Origin of the sequence: Pseudomonas sp. FYR_5 (genome assembly GCF_043106315.1) — a bacterium.
Lineage (GTDB): Bacteria > Pseudomonadota > Gammaproteobacteria > Pseudomonadales > Pseudomonadaceae > Aquipseudomonas > Aquipseudomonas putida_Y.
In genome coordinates this window covers 56278-75328 of the sequence record NZ_JBICMK010000060.1, presented here as the reverse complement: position 1 = coordinate 75328, position 19051 = coordinate 56278, and the positions used below count along the sequence as shown (strand labels likewise).

At 61.0% G+C, this 19051-nt stretch carries 16 protein-coding genes; 8 read left to right on the top strand and 8 right to left on the bottom strand.

All coding sequences use genetic code 11. From position 1 onward, the window contains the following. The first annotated feature begins 108 nt into the window (after positions 1–108). Positions 109–1668 (top strand): threonine ammonia-lyase, biosynthetic, encoded by a 1560-nt coding sequence (ilvA, locus tag ACF8RA_RS09995; protein ID WP_392461162.1) that lies wholly within the window; start codon positions 109–111, stop codon positions 1666–1668. A gap of 79 nt (positions 1669–1747) precedes the next feature. Here ilvA and ACF8RA_RS09990 read toward each other — a convergent pair whose 3' ends face one another. From ACF8RA_RS09990 to ACF8RA_RS09980, 3 genes are all read right to left on the bottom strand, one after another. Continuing rightward, positions 1748–2929: a hypothetical protein gene (locus tag ACF8RA_RS09990; protein WP_392461161.1), complete on the bottom strand. Its 1182-nt coding sequence runs from the start codon at positions 2927–2929 to the stop codon at positions 1748–1750. A gap of 51 nt (positions 2930–2980) precedes the next feature. Next, complete coding sequence (locus tag ACF8RA_RS09985; protein ID WP_176683393.1) at positions 2981–3460, bottom strand: VOC family protein; 480 nt, start codon at positions 3458–3460, stop codon at positions 2981–2983. A gap of 111 nt (positions 3461–3571) precedes the next feature. Beyond that, positions 3572–5191, bottom strand: a complete 1620-nt coding sequence (locus ACF8RA_RS09980) for an NADP-dependent glyceraldehyde-3-phosphate dehydrogenase (RefSeq protein WP_176683394.1) — start codon at positions 5189–5191, stop codon at positions 3572–3574. On the opposite strand from ACF8RA_RS09980, the gene ACF8RA_RS09975 reads away from it, so the two are divergent. From ACF8RA_RS09975 to ACF8RA_RS09960, 4 genes are all read left to right on the top strand, one after another. Continuing rightward, a complete protein-coding gene (locus tag ACF8RA_RS09975) occupies positions 5190–5456 on the top strand; it encodes a hypothetical protein (RefSeq protein WP_176683259.1) in 267 nt (88 codons plus the stop codon). The two genes, ACF8RA_RS09980 and ACF8RA_RS09975, sit on opposite strands and share 2 nt — an antisense overlap. A gap of 192 nt (positions 5457–5648) precedes the next feature. Further along, positions 5649–6803 (top strand): hypothetical protein, encoded by a 1155-nt coding sequence (locus tag ACF8RA_RS09970; protein WP_176683395.1) that lies wholly within the window; start codon positions 5649–5651, stop codon positions 6801–6803. A 72-nt stretch (positions 6804–6875) separates the two neighbouring features. Continuing rightward, positions 6876–7994, top strand: a complete 1119-nt coding sequence (locus tag ACF8RA_RS09965) for a glycosyltransferase 61 family protein (RefSeq protein ID WP_176683396.1) — start codon at positions 6876–6878, stop codon at positions 7992–7994. A 47-nt stretch (positions 7995–8041) separates the two neighbouring features. Beyond that, positions 8042–8890, top strand: a complete 849-nt coding sequence (locus ACF8RA_RS09960) for an AraC family transcriptional regulator (protein ID WP_392461160.1) — start codon at positions 8042–8044, stop codon at positions 8888–8890. On the opposite strand, the gene ACF8RA_RS09955 is transcribed toward ACF8RA_RS09960, so the two are convergent. After that, a complete protein-coding gene (locus ACF8RA_RS09955) occupies positions 8855–9436 on the bottom strand; it encodes a LysE family translocator (RefSeq protein WP_176683398.1) in 582 nt (193 codons plus the stop codon). The genes ACF8RA_RS09960 and ACF8RA_RS09955 overlap by 36 nt on opposite strands. A gap of 291 nt (positions 9437–9727) precedes the next feature. Here ACF8RA_RS09955 and ACF8RA_RS09950 point away from each other — a divergent pair, with 291 nt between their 5' ends. Next, positions 9728–11299: a TerC family protein gene (locus ACF8RA_RS09950; RefSeq protein WP_176683399.1), complete on the top strand. Its 1572-nt coding sequence runs from the start codon at positions 9728–9730 to the stop codon at positions 11297–11299. Here the strand turns inward: ACF8RA_RS09950 and rarD are convergent. Both rarD and ACF8RA_RS09940 read right to left on the bottom strand, forming a co-directional pair. After that, entirely contained in the window at positions 11262–12149 is an 888-nt protein-coding gene (gene rarD, locus ACF8RA_RS09945) for an EamA family transporter RarD (protein ID WP_176683400.1), read from the bottom strand. The two genes, ACF8RA_RS09950 and rarD, sit on opposite strands and share 38 nt — an antisense overlap. Before the next feature lie 33 nt (positions 12150–12182). Then, positions 12183–13769 carry an EAL domain-containing protein gene (locus tag ACF8RA_RS09940; protein WP_209965589.1) on the bottom strand — a complete coding sequence of 529 codons (1587 nt, stop codon included), beginning with the start codon at positions 13767–13769 and terminating at the stop codon, positions 12183–12185. 299 nt (positions 13770–14068) lie between these two features. On the opposite strand from ACF8RA_RS09940, the gene hppD reads away from it, so the two are divergent. Next, complete coding sequence (gene hppD, locus ACF8RA_RS09935; RefSeq protein WP_028697182.1) at positions 14069–15145, top strand: 4-hydroxyphenylpyruvate dioxygenase; 1077 nt, start codon at positions 14069–14071, stop codon at positions 15143–15145. Between the two features lie 23 nt (positions 15146–15168). Here the strand turns inward: hppD and ACF8RA_RS09930 are convergent, their stop codons facing one another. Together ACF8RA_RS09930 and ACF8RA_RS09925 are read right to left on the bottom strand one after the other, a co-directional pair. Further along, positions 15169–15975 carry a CSS-motif domain-containing protein gene (locus tag ACF8RA_RS09930; protein WP_209965591.1) on the bottom strand — a complete coding sequence of 269 codons (807 nt, stop codon included), beginning with the start codon at positions 15973–15975 and terminating at the stop codon, positions 15169–15171. 129 nt (positions 15976–16104) lie between these two features. Next, positions 16105–16791 carry a type 1 glutamine amidotransferase domain-containing protein gene (locus ACF8RA_RS09925; RefSeq protein WP_392461159.1) on the bottom strand — a complete coding sequence of 229 codons (687 nt, stop codon included), beginning with the start codon at positions 16789–16791 and terminating at the stop codon, positions 16105–16107. A gap of 193 nt (positions 16792–16984) precedes the next feature. Here ACF8RA_RS09925 and ACF8RA_RS09920 point away from each other — a divergent pair, with 193 nt between their 5' ends. Continuing rightward, positions 16985–19048 carry a PAS domain-containing sensor histidine kinase gene (locus ACF8RA_RS09920; RefSeq protein ID WP_176683404.1) on the top strand — a complete coding sequence of 688 codons (2064 nt, stop codon included), beginning with the start codon at positions 16985–16987 and terminating at the stop codon, positions 19046–19048. Positions 19049–19051 lie beyond the last annotated feature (3 nt).

The following is a 19051-nucleotide window of genomic DNA, read 5'->3' as shown; positions in this document are numbered from 1 at the left end:
GCCATTATCAGCTTGGCGGGCTAGCGCGTACGTGCACCGAACCCGCCCTGGAGGCGGGTTCTTTCTCTCTGACTCCTGGGCAACGTGAAAATAGCCAAGGAGTCATCGATGACCAGCTTCAGTGTCCCTCGTACTACCGTCACCCCTCAGCAGCTGCTGTCGGAGCAGGTGCGGCGCATTCTTGCCGCGCCGGTGTACGACCTGGCCATCGAAACGCCCCTGCAAGCGGCTCCGGCCTTGTCTGCCACACTGGGCAACCAGGTGTTGCTCAAGCGCGAAGACCTGCAGCCTACGTTTTCGTTCAAGATCCGGGGTGCCTATACCCGCCTGTCGCGTCTGACCGATGCGCAGCGTCAGCGCGGGGTGATCACCGCGTCGGCGGGCAACCATGCCCAGGGCGTGGCTTTGGCGGCATCGCACCTGGGTATCAAGGCAACCATCGTCATGCCCACCACCACGCCATCGTTGAAAGTCGAAGGCGTGCGTTCGCGCGGCGGGCATGTGGTGCTGCAGGGCGAGAGCTTCCCGCATGCGCTGGCCCACGCACTGAAGCTGGCCGACAGCGAAGGCGCTACCTTCGTGCCACCGTTCGATGACCCGGATGTGATCGCCGGGCAGGGTACCGTGGCCATGGAAATTCTCCGCCAGCGCCCGGGGGCGCTGGACGCTATTTTCGTGCCCGTGGGCGGTGGCGGCTTGATCGCCGGTATTGCCGCCTATGTGAAGTACCTGCGTCCTGAAGTGAAGGTGATCGGCGTCGAGCCGATGGATTCCAACTGCCTGCAGGCTGCCATGGCCGTCGGCGAACGTGTGATCCTGCCGCAGGTCGGCACCTTTGCCGATGGCGTGGCGGTGGCGCAGATCGGTGCCCATTGCTTCGAGCTGTGCCGCCACTTCGTCGACGAGGTGGTGACGGTGAGCAGTGACGAGCTGTGCGCGGCGATCAAGGATATCTACGACGACACCCGTTCGATCACCGAGCCGTCCGGGGCCCTGGCTGTGGCAGGTATCAAGAAGTACGTGGCGCGTGAAGGTGTACAGGGGCAGACCCTGGTGGCCATCGACTCCGGCGCCAACGTCAATTTCGACCGCTTGCGCCATGTGGCCGAGCGGGCCGAGCTCGGTGAGCAGCGCGAGGCGATCATCGCCGTGACAATTCCGGAACAGCCGGGCAGCTTTCGTGCCTTTTGCCAGGCACTGGGCAAGCGGCAGATCACCGAATTCAACTACCGCTACCATGCAGGCAAGGAGGCGCGCCTGTTCGTGGGGGTGCAGACCCACCCGGTGCACGACCCACGTGAGCAGTTGCTGGCCAGTTTGCGGGAGCAGGGGTACAGCGTGCTCGACCTGACCGACAACGAGCTGGCAAAGCTGCATGTGCGCCATACCGTAGGCGGGCATGCCGCGCCAGGGGCGGATGAGCGGGTAATGCGCTTCGAGTTCCCCGAACGGCCAGGGGCGTTGCTGGGGTTTCTGGAGCGGTTGGGCAAGCGCTGGAACATCAGCCTGTTCCATTACCGCAACCATGGTGCGGCGCAGGCGCGGGTGTTCGCTGCTTTGGAAGTGCCAGCGGACGAGCTGGCGGGCTTGCCGTTGACGCTGGATGAGATGGGGTATCAGTATTGGGACGAGACTGACAACCCGGCGTACAAGCTGTTCCTGGGCTGACGCACACGTGTGGCCAATGCAAGCGTGTCTAGCCGCTTGCTTGCCGCCTTTGATCGCAGCGTGAGCCAACGAATGGGTTTCAACGCTCGCGCATGAAAAAACCGGCAACGAACTTGCGGAACGTTTCCAGGCTTTTGAAGTCGGCGTAGCGCTTGAAGTTCTCGGTGTCCGGCTCGGGGCCGATGGGCTGTTCCAGCAGCGACACTGACAACACCCGGTCCTGGTCCGAGGTCAGCACCAGCTCATCCATCACCTGCCCACCGATCACGGGGCGACGCATCTGCACCTTCACGCCTTTACTGGCCATCCAGTCGATCAGCGACACCAATGCCTTGAGCGGCTCGCGCTCTTCATCGCGGTACACCGGGAACAGGTGCGCGCGCGACAGCACGGGCACACTGGCCACATGGATCAACTCATAGAAATGGCTACCGGCGCTGGTTGGCGAGTAGATCATCAGGGCCAGCAACGGCCCGGTGGTGCGGCTCCCGCCCCAGTACAGGTGATGCCCCTGGAAGTCGAAGCCTTCCTCGCTGCGGTTGTTGAACAACTTGCGCCCTTTGATCTGGTCGACGCAGTCCAGCAGCAGGCCGTGGCGGCGATGGTTGCCGAACACGGAGGCTTCGCGCAGGCGGGACTTGAGCATCATCATGTGCTTCATGTCCAGGCGGGTTTCCAGGTAGTTGCTGGCGGGCACCCGCTCCAGCAGCGGATAGCGGCTGGCCACGCTGCGCAACTCGGCAAATTGTGTGGTCAGGTCTTTTTTCAGGTGAGTGGCGTAAAGGTTGAACCCGCTGGTTTCAATCCAGGTCAGCAGCAGTGACAGCAGGCGCTGCTGTTCGCGTCTGTCGTTGCCATCGCCGACGCTACCGGCCGTGCCAGCACGGAAGTCGCTGATCAGGCGCAAGGGTGTATCGGGTGGCAGCCAGGCGGCGGGGGGGACAGGATCGTTATCACGCTCGGCGGCTTCCCGCTCGTCCTTGGTGAACGGGCAGCCTGGCGCGTGCTCGGCGGTGCCCGGGTTGTTCTTGAGGAAGAGCGTACCGGTGCTGCCGTTGAGGGTGACGTTGAGCACCGGCAAGGCATCGTTGCGGCAGTCGCAAGCCAGCCACTGGTTGGCGTTGCGCACTTTCATCAGTAGCTGGTTGGCCTGTAGCAGGCGCGGGCCGGCGAGGCTGCCGGTGGCAAAGCCGACCAGCAGTTCCTCTTCGGCGGGGGTCAGGCTGCGCACCTGGGTGGCGGTTTTGTCGATGATTCGCATGAAGCAGCTCCAAGCTACGAGCCTCAAGCTTCAAGCAAAGTCGCGCGGCTTTCAACTCGCCGCTTGGCTTCCGCCGAACATCTTCGCGGCGCGGGCGCGAATCTCGTCGGGGGTCAGGTCCTCCTTGTGGGTGGAAACGAACCAGATGTTGCCAAACGGATCTTTCAGAGTGCCGCTGCGGTCACCGTAAAACTGGTCGGTCAAGGGGTGTAACTGGATGCCCCCGGCGGCCAAGGCCTGGGCGTAGACCTTGTCGCAGTCTGCAACATACAAGTGCAGGCCTACACCCGCACCGCTGAGTTTCTGGCTGGCGGTGAGGCCGCCTTCCATGTCGCAGGGGTCGCCCAGCATCAGCGAAGAATCGCCGATTCTCAGTTCGGCATGGCCAACGCGACCGCCTGGGGCATCGAGGCGGAACATTTCCACCGCCCCAAAGGCTTGCTTGTAGAACTCGATGGCCTTGGCGGCGTCGTTGATGGCCAGGTAGGGCGTGATGCTGTGCTGGCCTTCGGGGATAGGTTTGACTGCCATGTTCGACTCTCCTGTGCAATGGGCGCCGGACGGCGCCCTGTTGCTTAGAGTCGTTCGCCCAGATGGAAAATCGACAGTGACGCTAGATCGATTGTCTCTAAGCGCGGCGGGTCAGAAGATGTAGTCGGTGGTCAGGAAGCCCGACTGGCGGTTGCGGATGATCTCGCTGATCAGCGCTTTGTTGGCCTCCTGGAAGCGTGTGGCGACCAGCGTCCGGATGGAAAACACACGCAAAGCGTCATCTACGGACAGCGTGCCCTCGGCGCTGTTCTTGCGGCCGTTGAACGGGTAGGTGTCCGGCCCGCGTTGGCACTGGGCGTTGATGTTGATGCGCCCGACCTGGTTGGCAAAGATGTCGACGAGGCTGCCGATGGTGGCCGGGTCGTTGCCGAACAGGCTCAGTTGCTGGCCGTAGTCGGAGTCCAGTACATAGTCGATCACCGTTTGCAGGTCGCGGTAGGGCACCACCGGTACCAGCGGGCCGAACTGCTCCTCGTGGTACACGCGCATTTCCCGGCTGACCGGGTACAGCAAGGCCGGGTAGAAGAATGAACCGCGGCTGTGCCCGCCATTTTCGTTGAGCACGCGTGCGCCCTTGTCCGTCGCATCGGCAACCAGGCCATCGAGGTAGTCGACCTTGCCGGGTTCGGGCAACGGCGTCAGCGCCACGCCAGGTTCCCACGGCATGCCGGGCTTGAGCGCGGCCAGTTTGCGCTGGAATTTGTCCAGGAAGGCCTCGACCACATCCTCATGGACGAACAGGATCTTCAGTGCCGTGCAGCGCTGGCCGTTGAACGACAGCGCGCCGGTGACGGCCTCTTCGACAGCGTTGTCGAGGTCGACCTGGGGCAGCACGATGCCCGGGTTCTTGGCGTCCAGGCCCAGTGCGGCGCGCAGGCGATGCGGGCGTGGGTGCAGTTTCTTCAGGTCGCTGGCGGCTTTATGGGTACCGATGAAGGCGAAAACATCGACCTTGCCGCTGGCCATCAGCGCGCTCACCGTTTCCCGGCCACGACCATAGATGACATTGATCACGCCTGGCGGGAAGCTGTCGCGGAACGCTTCGAGCAAGGGGCGAATCAGCAGTACGCCGAACTTGGCCGGCTTGAACACCACGGTGTTGCCCATGATCAGCGCCGGGATCAGCGTGGTAAACGTCTCGTTCAGAGGGTAGTTGTAGGGCCCCATGCACAGGGCCACGCCCAACGGGACGCGACGGATCTGGCCGAGGGTGCCTTGTTCCAGTTCGAAGCGGCTGGAGCGGCGGTCCAGGTCCTTGAGGGCGTTGATGGTGTCGACGATGTAGTCGCAGGTGCGGTCGAATTCCTTTTCCGAATCCTTCAGGTTCTTGCCAATCTCCCACATCAGCAGCTTGACCACGGCCTGGCGCTGTTCACGCATGCGTGCAAGGAAGGTTTCGACATGCTGGATACGCTCGGCCACGCGCATGTTCGGCCAGGCGCCACGGCCTTTGTCATAGGCCTGCACGGCGGCATCGAGGGCGGTAAGCGCGGTCTCGGCATCCAGCAGCGGGGCGCTGCCCAGTATGACCTGATGCTCTTCGTCGCCTTGCTTGAGCCACACCGGGCTGCGCACCGTGGCCAACGGGCCGTCCCAGCGCCTGAGCTCTCCGTTGACCAGGTAGTCGCGTTGTTCCAGTGGGGCCCCCAGGCGCCAGGTTTCCGGGATGTTCTCGGCGCTGGGGAAGAGTGAATCGAGCAAACGGTCCATGGGTACTGCACCTCACATCAAAGGGCGGTTTTCAAGTCGGTTGAATCGTTTCAGCTACGAGCATGCACTGGCTGCCGGAAAAACACCAGTCTGGCTCAACATCGCTGCCCATGCCTGGCGGCAAGCAGTCGGCAACCTGACGGTCGTTTATGCTAAGAGAAGGCGTCAAAGGTTATTCATTGATAGCGAAATGGGCGGCGGACGCTTGATGGGCATGGTTATAGCAAAAGTTATGCTGAGCACCGGTTTGATGCGGGTAATTTGACGCCATGAAACTTGATCTGAAGTCAGCCAGAAGCCGCTTGCCAAAGCGTTTGCAGGCATCTTAAATTGTTACTGAATGTGATAATAAAGTTTCAAGTAAAACAATAAAAATCAAAGTGTTAAGTGATTTTGCCGGGTTTTTTCTCTTGTTCCGATTGGCCAACAGTGCACTTCAAAGGACGTCGAAGAAAAAATGAAAAAGACCTTGACGACTGTGGCGCGCAAGCTCCTGTCGCCCTCCACGCGCTACGAAGTCAGGCTGCTGGCCTGCAAAGTGCGAGAAATGATGGCGCGTGCCTGTCTCTGGCGTTGGGAAGTTGCGAGGTTTCGCCCGCAACAGGAAAGCCCGTACGAAATCCTCTACATCGGCCGCAAGCAGCAACGGGAAATGGCCAAGCTGCTGATCGGTGGCAAGGGCCAGGGCAGCGCATCGATCGTAGACAGTGCAAGTGCCACGGCGGCTGCCAGCCACGTCGTGGTCATCAGTGAAATGCCCACGTCGGGGGCGCTGTCAGTGCCGCATTACCTGAGTGCGGTGGTGCCGCTGGGGCGCCCGCTGGAGGACATCACTGCCCGCTACGACAGCGAACTGCGGCGCAGCATTCGCAAGAACCGGCCCCTATATCACATGCGCCAAGCCCTTTCGGACGAAGAAATCGCCATGGCCGACCGGGAACTGCTGCGCCCATACGCTTCGGCCAGGCAGGGCATTCACGCCGCGCAGTTTCCTACCCAAGAGGTGTTCCGTATTGCCAAGAGTGTTGGCCGGCTTGACTTGATCATGCTGGGCGATGAGGTGATCGGCTGCCACCTGGGGTGTGAAGTGGTACGCGACGGCAAGCGTTACTGGAGCACGTTGCGCTTTGGTTATTGTGAAGCGGTGTTTTCCGATGCGAAGAAATTGCGCGAGGTGAATTCGATCACCACCTTCATGGCGCTCGAGTGGGCACTGGAGCAGGGCTTCGATTATTACGACATCGGCCTGTGTCTGGCGCGCCCGGACGACGGCCTGCTGAAGTGGAAGCGCCGCCGCGGTGGTGATATCGATTCGCTGGGTAACCATGCGTACCTGTTTGTCCGTTTGCCCAAGACCGGTACAGCAAAATTCCTGTGGGACACGCCGATGTTCGCGGTCGAAGGCGACAAGCTGACGTTGCATCTGGGGTTGCCGGATGGCCCAAGCGATGAGGAAGTTGCCAGTCGCTATCACGAAATGGTGTTTGGTGGCCTGCACAAGATTTATCTCTACGGAGGGAGCGGGGCAGGCGAACCGTTTGTGGAAACGTTGCGCAGCCGTTACGCCAGCTTGCAGTCACCGCCCACCATGGAACGAGTCACGAGCAATTGACTAACTGCCAGGGATGCTTTGATCTGGCGCCGGGCGCCGGGCTCCAGTCTTCGTCATCAGGGGGGACGCTTCATGGGAAGCGACATCTCGCAGTTCAGTGCATCGCCCGCAGCCAGGCAACACACCTGGACCTTGGCCGCCTACCGCCACATGCTGCGCAAGCGGCTGAGCAGGAAAGCGGCGATCGACATCAAGAGCCTCGCCACCAAGAGTTGGGACATTGCCCCGGGCGAGGCCACAGTTTCGCCGCCGGCCATTTTCCTGCCTGGCCAGCTCGATCGGGTGACGGGCTGGGAAGGCAAGCGGTTTTACCCTTACGTGCACCCGGCGCAGACCATGGGGGGAGGTGTCCACACGTTGCAAGGGCCAACCCGCGGCTACCTGGTCAAGGATGTGTGGCTGGTCGATGGGGCGTTGTACAAGGGCAAGGCCAGCCATTGGCTGTCGCAGAAGCCGTGTACCTTCCCGACCATCCTCATCGACCATGAAATCGACCGCGCCGCGATCTACTGCACGCAAAACGGTAACGCTTGGTTCGGCACCTGGCTGATGGAGGATTGCCCGACCTATGCGCTGGCCTGCAACGAGGGCATCCCGGTGACCACCGCCCCCTCTGCCAGGTATCCACTGTTTACCCAGGCACCGGCCTATGAAGACTGGCTGGACATGAAGCCTTTGCGCCTGCGCAGTGCGTTCTTCCGTGAGGTGGTGCTGTTCGATGACCAGAGCAACAACCGCAGCCGGCATGCTCGCTACCGAGCCATGGGTGACAAGCTGCTCTCGCATGTGTCGCACACGCAGCACCCGGGGGTTTTCCTGTTGCGGGGCGGAGATGGTGACCTGCGCCTGCTGCGCAACGAGCTGGAGCTTGCCGAGCATCTGCGCACTACCCGCGGTTTTCGCATCGTCAACCCGCTGAAGTCCGATGTACCCAGTATTGTCGCGGCGTGCGCCGGGGCTAAAGTGGTCATCGGGGTGGAGGGGAGCCAGTTGGTGCATGGCGTGAATGTGCTCCAGGCTGGCGGCTGCCTGCTGACTTTGCAGCCGCCGAACCGTTTCGTCAGTTACTACAAGTACCTGACGGATCGTGATCACCAGCATTTCGGCTTTGTGGTTGGCCTACCGGAAGGCGACGGTTTCAGGATTGATATTGGCGAAGTGGAGCGCACGCTGGATCTGTTTCCACGATAAGTGTGTAGTATTCGTGCATACGTCAGCGGCGAGCAGGGCTGTAGAGGATGATTGAGGTCTCACGGTTTTGGCGCGATCCTGCCTTGCCGTTCGTCGAAGCCCGACGGGTAGGGGACGGGCGCAAGGTGTGCTACGCCGCGCACTCCCACGAGAGCTTCTCCATTGGTGTCATCACGGGGGGGCGTAGCACTTATATCAACAGTGACCAGTGCGTTGAGGTTGGGGCGGGCACCACAGTGCTGATGAACCCGGGCGTGGTACATGCCTGCAATCCTGTTGCCGGGGATCCCTGGTCTTACCTGATGCTGTTCGTCGATCAGCCTTGGTTGCAGTCAGTAGGCTTTACCCTGCCAACGCAGACCTGGAGCCGCTCGCCTGTGTTGTATCGGCGGCTGTTGCAGGCCTTTGCCGACCTGTTCGATGCCAGGCTGCCTGATCGCGAGGCCCGTCTGGTGGCCCTGTTCAGCGAGTTGCCGGGCATGCTTGGTGGTAATGCCAACGAGGTTGACGAGGGCAATCCTCGGCTGGATGCAGCGGCAGCTTTCATACGCGCCCATCGCAGTGACCCGCTCAGCCTCGAGGATATCTGCGGGGCTTGCGGCCTGTCTCGGTCCTACCTGATTCGTGCTTTTCGCCAACGCTTTGGCCTGACACCGCATGGCTACCTGCTAGACCAGCGCGTGCAACTGGCCCGGGCGCAGTTGCGCCAGGGCCGGGCCATTGCTGACGTTGCACAGGAGGCAGGGTTTGCTGATCAGGCGCACCTGCAGCGGGCATTCAAACAGCACCTGGCGGCGACACCGGGGCATTACAGAAACGCCGTCCCTAGTCTGGGCGCTCCTGCAGGAGCCGGGCATGCCTTAAAGGATCAGGTAAACCGCGCTGGCGACCAGTAACACGGCCAGGCTCCGATTGAGCATGCGCAGGTGACGTGGGTTGTCCAGGTACTGGCGAATCACGCTGCCGGCCCAGGCCCAGCAGGCCACCGAAATGAAACAGATTGGGCCATAGATCCAGGTAAACAGCCACAGCAAGTGCTGTTCACCGCCGGTGTAGGCTCCCACCCCGGCAACGGCTGCCAACCAGGCTTTGGGGTTAAGCCACTGCATTGCTGCGCCGTGCCAGGCTGAAGAGGGTCGGCCAGACTGAGCGTTGTTCAGGTTACCGTCGTCACTGGCCAGCTTCCACGCCATGTACAGCAGAAAAGCCACCCCGCCCCAGTGCAACATCAGGCCCAGCAAAGGCCAGCGCAGCAGCAGTTGATGCAGGCCCAGCCCCACCAGCACCAGCAGCAGGCAGAAGCCCAGCGTGGCACCGGCCACATGCGCCAGGCTGGCGCGCAGGCCATGGCGGGCACCGCTGCCGAGTGCGACGATGTTGACCGGGCCGGGGGAGATCGAGGCCGCAAGCGCGAAGGCGGCCATGGACAGGTACAGGCTCATGAGGAAGATCCGTGTGGTTGGGGAGGCGTTATCCTTGCGTGGCTGGCGTTCTGATGTATTGAACAAAAGTACCTGCGCACGACTCGCGCCTGCAGGGCTAATGGCGATGCAGGGGTGTTACAGGTTTTGTAATAGTTTTGCGCTACTACAGAAACCTGCTGTGCTTGTAGCATCGTCCTCCCAATTTTTTATCAAGGTCTATATGAGCACCTTCGCGGAGCCCCCCAGTCTTCGGCTTTTCCGGCCATCCTTCCCTCGTCCGTGTGACGTTTCCCTCGTGAGTACCCGCTAATGGAATGGCTAGCCGACCCCACGGCCTGGCTAGGCCTGTTGACGCTTATCGTCCTCGAGCTGGTGCTGGGTATCGACAACCTGGTGTTCATCGCCATCCTCGCCGACAAGTTGCCGCCGCATCAGCGCGACCGCGCGCGGGTCATTGGCCTGAGCCTGGCGCTCATCATGCGTCTGGGCCTGTTGGCCAGCATTTCGTGGATGGTCACCCTGACCGCACCGCTGTTCGAAGTGTTCGACAAGAGCTTCTCTGGCCGTGACCTGATCATGCTGTTCGGTGGTGTGTTCCTGCTGTTCAAGGCCACCATGGAGCTACACGAACGTCTGGAAGGTCACGTGACCCAGGCCAGTGGCACGCTGCGCCATGCCGCGTTCTGGCCGATCGTTGCCCAGATCGTGGTACTGGACGCGGTATTCTCGCTGGATGCCGTGATCACGGCGGTGGGCATGGTCGATGAACTGTCCGTGATGATGATCGCGGTGATCTTCTCGATCGGTATCATGATCGTTGCCAGCAAGCCGCTGACCCGCTTCGTCAACGCCCACCCCACGGTGATCATGCTGTGCCTGGGCTTCCTGATGATGATCGGTTTCAGCCTCACCGCAGAAGGTCTGGGCTTCCATATCCCGAAAGGCTACCTGTACGCGGCCATCGGCTTCTCGATCCTGATCGAGATGTTCAACCAACTGGCCCGTGCCCGCCGCAAGCGCAGCTTGCAACAGCATCGGCCGTTGCGCGAACGAACTGCCCATGCCGTGCTGCGCCTGCTGGGCGGCCGCCGGGTCGAGGCTGACGAGGTAGGCGAGGAAATTGCCGACCTGGTCGAGGGCGGCGGGGAACACGTGCTGTTCGACCGTCGTGAGCGGGTCATGATCAGCGGCGTGCTGAACCTGGCCGAGCGGCCGATTCGTACGGTGATGACTGCCCGTGCCGAGGTTGATGTGATCGACCTGGCGCAACCGGCCGATGCCATTGCCCAGGCCCTGGCCAATTCGCCGTACTCGCGCCTGCCACTCATCCGTGATGGTCGCGTGGACGAGCCCTTGGGCTTTGTGCACAAGAAGGAACTGCTGAAAGAACTGCTCTCGGGCAACCAGCCCGACCTGGAAAACATGGCCCGGGCGCCATTGAACCTGCTGGAGAGCTTCAGCATCCTCAATGCCCTGGAGCAAATGCGCGGTCAGTCGACCCACATTGCCTTCGTTGTCAACGAGTTCGGTGACTTCACCGGGCTGTTGACCATGACCGACATCCTTGAGTCGATTGCCGGCGAGCTGCCGGATGCCAGTGAAGTCGAAGGCCCGGGCATCGTTCAGGAGGGGGAAGGCTTTGTGGTCAGCGGCGCGCTGAACCTCAGCCAGGTGCAGGCGCGTACTGGCTTCAGTGCCCGTGCTACCGAAGATTACCAGACCCTTGCGGGCCTGGTGATGAGCTTGCTCGACCGCCTGCCGATGGTCGGTGACCGGCTGGCCTGGAATGGCTGGACGCTGACCGTGGAGGCGGTTGAAGAGCGACGGGTACGCCAGGTTCGGCTTACACCGAACGGCGACGCTGACGTAGCAGGTGCTTGAAGCCCTCAAGCACCAGCACCAGTACCGCGGCCCAGATTGGCAGGTAGGTCAGCCACTGATCCGGGCCGATGGTTTCGCCCAGCAGCAACGCCACGCCTACCAGCAGCACGGGTTCGACGTAGCTGAGCAGGCCGAACAGGCTGAATGGCAGCATGCGGCTGGCCAGCACGTAGGCAATCAGCGCTGAAGCGCTGATCGCACCAAGGATCGGGATCAGCACATAGAGCCCGGGGTGTGCTTGCAAATCGGCGCTGGAAAGTGGGCTCTGGATCACGAAGTAAAGCGCCCACGGCAGCAGCAGGCACATGTCGCACCACAGGCCGCCCAGGTGGTCGGTGCGGCAGCGTCGGCGCAGCACGAAGTAGATCGGGTAGCCCACCGTTACCAGCAGGGTTTCCCAGGCAAAACTGCCATTTTGGTACAGCTCGTGGCCCACGCCCAGCGCGGCGCAGGCCACGGCTACCGTCTGCAGGCGAGACAGGCGCTCGCCATATACCAGCCGCCCGGTCAGGACCATGGCCAGTGGCAGCAGGAAGTAACCCATTGACACTTCCAGGCTGCGCCCATGCAGGGGCGCCCAGAGAAACAGCCACAGCTGCACCCCCATCAGCCAGGAAGTGCCGACCATGCCGAGCAACAGCACCGGCGTACGTTTTACCCGGCCCATCAGTTCGCCCACCCGCTTCCAGTCTTTCGAGACAAGCATGAACAGGGTGAGGCAGGGCAGTGTCAGCAGGGTACGCCAGCCAAAGATTTCTTCGCCATCAAGTGGCTTGAGCAGGGAGGTATAGAAGTACATCACAGCGAACAAACAGGACGCCATGACCGATGAAACAATGCCTTTTGACACGAATGCCTCGAATAAGGGAATTGAGCGGGTTGATCAGCCGCGCATGATCTCAGGGGGCGCGCCTTGCGGCAACTGCGTTGCGCCCGGGCGAGTGGCCAGGGCTTCGAGGAACTGGGCGGCCGGCATGGGCCTGGCGAACAGGTAACCCTGCTGGAAGTCCACCCCGTGCGCGGCCAGGTAGTCGCGCTGCAGGTCGGTTTCCACTCCCTCGGCAACGATGCCCAGGTCCAGCTTGCCCGACAGCTCGATGATGGTCTCGAGTATGTGCACTGACAGCGCATCGGCGCCGATCATGGCAACGAAGCTCTGGTCGATCTTCAGGTAGTCGACCTTGAATTGCCGCAGGTAGTTGAGGCTCGACTGGCCGGTGCCGAAGTCGTCGAGGGCGATCATCACGCCCATGGCATGCAGCTTTTCGAATAGCTCAAGGGTGACCGGCGTGGGCTCGATCAGCTTGCGCTCTGTCAGTTCCAGGGTCAGCACCACCCGGCCGGGCGGAAAGTGCTGCAGGAACGTGCGGCAGTCATCCAGCAGGCTGAGGTCGCGGCAGTGGTCAGCGGTGATGTTGACACCAATATGGAAGCCGTCTTCCAGCAGCCCGGCATAGGGCGCCAGGCTTTGCGCGGTATGTGTCAGCAGCGCGCGGGTCATGGCGACAATCTGCCCGCTGTGTTCGGCATAGGGGATGAACAGGTCGGGGCGAACCAGGCCTTCTCGTGGGTGGTGCCAGCGCATCAGCACTTCCGCGCCGGCCCAGCGGTAATCGCCCTTGCGCACCACCGGCTGAAAATACGGCAGGAATTCATCGGCCTGCAGGGCACGCTCCAGTTCGGCACGCGGTGAGGTGGCGCGGCGAATCTGCCAGCGGCACACCAACGCCGCCAGGGCACCCAGTACCAGGAGCAGACTGAGCAGGCCAGGGTAGTGGCTACGTAACAGTTGCCCCTGCTTGTCGGCACTGTAGCCGCCCTGCACACTGAAAGGGTAGCGCGTCGAGCCTATCAGCACGTTGGCACTGGGGGCGGCAGGGGATAGGCCTTTGTGGACCACACCGTCCTTGCCCATCCAGGCGTCGCCCACGCGGATTTGCAGTTCTTCATCGGGGCCGATCAGGCGCAGTGCTGTCAGCAGGTGGTCGCCATCCACCGTGGTGATTGCACCGTGGTCGCCGTCGCTGGCACGGTAGACCAGCAGCGGGTGGCCCGGCGTAACCGAGTTGCCGTCCATCAGCCATAACTTGCCGTCGACGTAATCGCCAGGATTGACCGGTTCTTCGAACTCGCCGAACAGGGAGGTGCAATAAAGGTTGTTGTGCCTGAACAGGTTGGTCGAGCGCACGAAGGCGTTGCGGGTAACCTGGGCCCGTAGCATAAGCTTGGCCTGCTCGCATGGGCTGTCAGTCAGTGGAAGCAGCGAATTGGCGGCACGGGACAGGTCGTCGAGAATGTGTTCGACGTGCTCCAGTGCCTGGCGGGTGGTGGCCTGGCTGCTGGCCTGCATTTCACGCTCGACCTGCCAGTTCATCACGGCCAGGCCGCACATGACCGGCAGCACGCCGACGACCCAAGGCAAGAGCGAGCGCCAGCTGAGTGCGGCGCGGCGTTTGACGGTAAGGGGCATGCTGACCTGACTATCATGAAGTAAAACGAGAGGATAGCCGTTTGTCGGCGCGTACGAGCAACTAAAAACGCGACAAACCATTTTACGCACTGTAGAATCGATTTACGAATACAACAATAAGGTCCTTCACTTCCGAAGGATCAAGCCCGCCGAGAATGGGTCCATATGACATACCATGGGTTCAAGCTGATCATAGGTGATTTCCTTGCACGTAGCGTGCGGGGTATCCCGTGCTCACCGCCGTTTCTGTTCCACATCCCACGCAATCAATAATTTTCGCTGCAGATGAGAACACGAACATGGCTGATATCTTCGAAAATCCAATGGGCCTGATGGGCTTCGAATTCATCGAACTGGCTTCGCCGACCCCTGGCGTACTTGAGCCTGTATTCCAGATACTGGGCTTCACCAAAGTGGCCACCCACCGTTCCAAGGATGTGCACCTGTATCGCCAGGGTGACATCAACCTGATCCTGAACAATGAACCCAAAAGCATTGCCTCGTACTTCGCCGCTGAACACGGCCCGTCGGTGTGCGGCATGGCCTTCCGCGTGCGCAATGCCCATGAGGCTTATGCCCGCGCCCTGGAACTGGGCGCCCAGCCGGTAGAAATCGAAACCGGCCCGATGGAACTGCGCCTGCCGGCGATCAAGGGTATCGGCGGGGCACCGCTCTACCTGATCGACCGCTTCGAGGAAGGCAGCTCGATCTACGACATCGACTTCAACTTCATCGAAGGCGTGGATCGCAACCCGGTAGGGGCCGGCCTGAAAATCATCGATCACCTCACCCATAACGTTTATCGCGGGCGTATGGCCTACTGGGCCGGTTTCTACGAGAAGCTGTTCAACTTCCGTGAAATCCGCTACTTCGATATCAAGGGCGAATACACCGGCCTGACCTCCAAGGCCATGACTGCTCCTGATGGCATGATCCGCATCCCGCTCAACGAAGAGTCGTCCAAGGGCGCGGGGCAGATCGAAGAATTCCTGATGCAGTTCAACGGTGAAGGTATCCAGCACGTGGCCTTCCTGACCGATGACCTGCTCAAGACCTGGGATGCCCTGAAGGGGTTGGGCATGCGCTTCATGACCCCGCCACCGCAAACCTACTACGAAATGCTCGAAGAGCGCCTGCCTGGCCATGGTGAGCCGGTCGACCAACTGCAAGCGCGTGGCATCCTGCTCGATGGTGCCTCGCAACCCGAAGACAAGCGCCTGCTGCTGCAGATTTTCTCGGAAACCCTGCTTGGCCCGGTCTTCTTCGAGTTCATCCAGCGTAAAGGCGACGATGGCTTTGGTGAAGGCAACTTCAAGGCACTGTTCGAATCCATCGAGCGTGACCAGGTACGCCGTGGCGTGCTGAGCACAGACTGACCGCCCCTGGAGTACCGTCGTCGTCATGCTCGTTCGGCGGCGGTACCCCGCCTGTTGGCACGCGCCCTGAACAGGGCCAGGTAGACGATCGAGCCGGTCACGATCCCCACCAGCATCAGTGAGGGCGCTATCTGTAGCACCGACTGGCGGATTTCATGAGCGGTGAAACCCTCTGGGTAGCCACCTTTGACCGTATACCCATACCTGGCCGACATTGCGCTTGTAAAAAATTCGGCCTGTGAAGGGCGTTCAAGGTCACGGCTGTCACCATTGCTCCATATGTAGCGGTCGCCAAATTCGACCAGCAGTATCAGCCCATCCTGAAAGCCATCCAGTTCGTTGCGGATCTGCGTGGCATAGGCTGTCACGATTACGCCATTGTTTCTGCCCTTCTGGTGAAAGTCTACTAGCAGCTTCTGGCGCGTATCAGGAGGGCCGTAGGACAGTGCGACCCGCTGGCCGGACAACGCGAACGATGAATAATGCTCCAACGAACCTGAAACTGTGCTGCAGTAAGGTTGCTTGTCTTTCAGCAAGGTCAGTGACCTGACGATGGAGCGATGGGCAACCTGGTCCTGCAAGGTGCTTTTGACGTTGTCGCAAGGTTGACCTGCAAATGGCAGGGTGCGCAGGGCCGTCTCGTGCATTCTGTCCAGTGCATTGTCGACGCTGAACACCGCCTCCTGAACGGAGATGTTCGCGTTTTCTGCAAGTTTTGCTTCCAGCTGGAAAGCCATCACCAGCAAACCGGATACCACAGGCACCAGCGCCACTGCGATGAGCAGCAGCAGCTCCACCATGCTGCGCCCTGCGTGCATGATTTTCGACATAGGCTAACAGTTCTCCGCTCTGAAACTGTTCGTGGTGAACAGCTGAGCCCTGAGCCTATGTATTTACTGATCAGGCTGCTGTAGTCCGGCTGCAGTTGAAGTGGTAGGAAATCGAGCGCCTCGGTGTAGCTAACTGCCATTGAGCTTTTTGAGCACTGCATCGGCCAGCAAGGCAGTGGAGGCGGGGTTCTGCCCGGTAATCAGCCGGTCATCGTCGACCACGTAAGGCTTCCACGGCTCATCATGCTTACTGTACTCGCCGCCGCGAGCCCCAAGTTCGTTCTCCGTCAAGAAAGGCACTACGTCGTCCAGTTCGACCAGTTTCTCCTCTATATTGGAAAAGCCGGTCACCTTGCGGCCTTTGAGAAGCAGGCAGTTGTTACTCAGCTTGATGTTCAGCAGGCCGACAACGCCGTGACAGACTGCCGCAACAATGCCATTTTTTTCGTAGACCTTGCGCGCCAGTTCCTGCAGAGGTTGGTTTTCGGCGAAGTCGTACATCACCCCATGCCCTCCGGTGTAGTAGATGGCACTGTATTCGTCGGCCTTCACCTGCCCTGGGGCCAAAGTATTGCCCAGGCGCGTCATGAAGCGCTTGTCGTCGTACCATTGCCAGTCCAGGTCAGGGGCCATCTGCAGGCTGTGCGGGTCCACGGGAACGTAACCGCCCTGTGGGCTGACATAGTCGACCGTGTAGCCGGCCTTTTCGACTTTCTCGACAAAGTGAACGGCTTCACCCAGCCACAACCCGGTCGCCCGTTTGAGGGTTGGATACTTCGCTGTATTGGTCAGCACCACCAGAATTTTCTTGCTCATGACCCTGCTCCCGTCGGCAACCTGAATGGGCCGGTGCTCCCTGGCCCGAGGGAAAACCTAAATAGCATAGCTGCCACCTGCAAGTACGCCATGGTGTGCGCGATATGCTGTGCTAACTTGAACCCATCCACCGGCGAGCGTGCCAGACTTGGCGGCGCTATGGTCAACCTTGAGCATTGCTGGAGTCACGATATTGGTCGCTAACGGTAAACCACGCGAGCCTGCGTCGCAGGTCATCCTGCAGTCGCCTGTTTTGCCATCGATCGAGCCGATGGGGGAGCGGATTGCCCAGTTCGACTGGTGGCGTACCTCGCTTGGGCCATTGTCGCGCTGGCCTGCCTCGTTGCGCATTGCCGTGGACATGATGCACTTGTCACCCTTCCCGTGTGCGGTGGTGTGGGGGGCAGACCTGTGTGTGGTGCATAACGATGGCTACCGAGCGTTGCGGGCATTACCGGATGCGCTGGGCATGGCGTTCGATACCCTGTGGAGTGATATCTGGCCAGCAGTGGGGCCCTGGGTGTTCAAGGCACTGGAAGGCCACTCGAATTTTGTCGAGGACCCTCCACTGCGCATCGTCCGCAGTGAGGGCGCCGAACCGCTATGGTGCGCATTCGGTTATGCACCCCTGCACGATGAACTCGGTAACGTGGCGGGGTTTCTGCATACGGTGATCGAGACCACGGCCAGCGTCGAGGCACACCGCCATTGGCGTGATCAGGTGCAGAGCTTTGAACGCCAGGTCGAGCGCCATGTGGCCGAGCGAGAGCAGTTCTGGTTGCTGTCGCGCGAAGCGATGATGATGCTTAGCCCTGAATTGAGACTGCATGCTGCCAACCCGGCCTGGTACCGCATTCTGGGGTGGACACAAGAGCAGGTGCAGGCGATGTCGGTAATGGAACTGGTGCATCCGACAGAGCGTGCCGAAGTGCGACTGGCAGTGTCCGCGCTGCTGCAATGCAGCCACGCGGAGCAGTTGGAGATCCGTCTGCGACACCACGATGGCCACTACCACTGGTTTCGCTGGAGTGCGCGGTTTGACGGCAGCCTGCTGACTGCGGTTGGCCGGGACATCACCGCAGACCGTGAAGAGGCGGCGCGTCAGGCAGAGGCGCTGATGCGCAACAGCGAGCGCATGGAGGTGGTTGGCCAGTTGGCTGGCGGCATGGGTCATGAAATGAACAACTTGCTGTCCGGTATCGGTGGCAGCCTCGAACTGCTGCAACGGCGCCTGCAGGAGGGGCGGCTGGAGCGGGTGGGGGCCTACGTGGACGTTGCGCGCGACTCGGTGCAGCGGGCCATGGACCTGACCCATCGGTTGATTGCGTTTTCTCGCCATCAACCATTGGCCCCTCGGCCACTGGACTTCAATCGGCAGTTGCGGTTGAGCGAGCCCTTGTTGCTGCGGGCCTTGGGGGCAGAGATGCGTTTGCACTGGCAGCTGGACGTTGCGCCTTGGACAGTGAGCCTGGACGTGCCCCAGTTAGAGAATGCCTTGATCAACTTGTGTGCCAATGCGCGTGAGGCGTGCCTGGAACAGGGCAATGTCACCATCAGCAGCGTCAACGAACGGCTCACAGCCTTTTTCCCGGATGAAGGTGGCTTGCCGCCAGGCGACTATGTGGCCGTGCATGTCGAGGACGATGGCCATGGCATGTCAGCGGTGGATATCGCCAGGGCTTTTGAACCGTTCTATACCACCAAGTCGCTCGGGCACGGGGCCGGGCTTGGTCTGTCGATGGTGTATGGCTTCGTCCGTCAGTCGGGCGGGTATGCCTGGATCGAGTCGGTACCGGAACAGGGCACCAAGGTGTCCATGCTTTTCCCGAGGAGCCATGAGCCGGTGCCCGATGAGCCCGAACCGGTGCCGCTTTCGCAACGCATGGCACGGGGCGAGCGCCTGCTGCTGGTGGATGATGAGCTTGATCTGCGCGCAGTCATGCGCGAGTACCTGACTGAGCGTGGTTTTGACGTCACGGATGTGGGCGATGCCAATAGCGCACTGGAGCGCTTTCGCCATGGCGGCCCTTTCGATCTGGTCATCACCGATATCGGTTTGCCGGGTGGGTTCAGTGGTCGGCAAGTGGCCAAGGCCATGCGCATGCAGCTTGCACAGCAGAAAATTCTATTCATCACCGGTTATGCGGATCAGTCCATTGAAGCGCAATTGCTCGATCAGCCGGGCACGGCATTGCTGAACAAGCCGTTCTCGCTGGCGCATCTTGCCGATGAGGCGCTACGCATGCTTGACGCGTAAGGC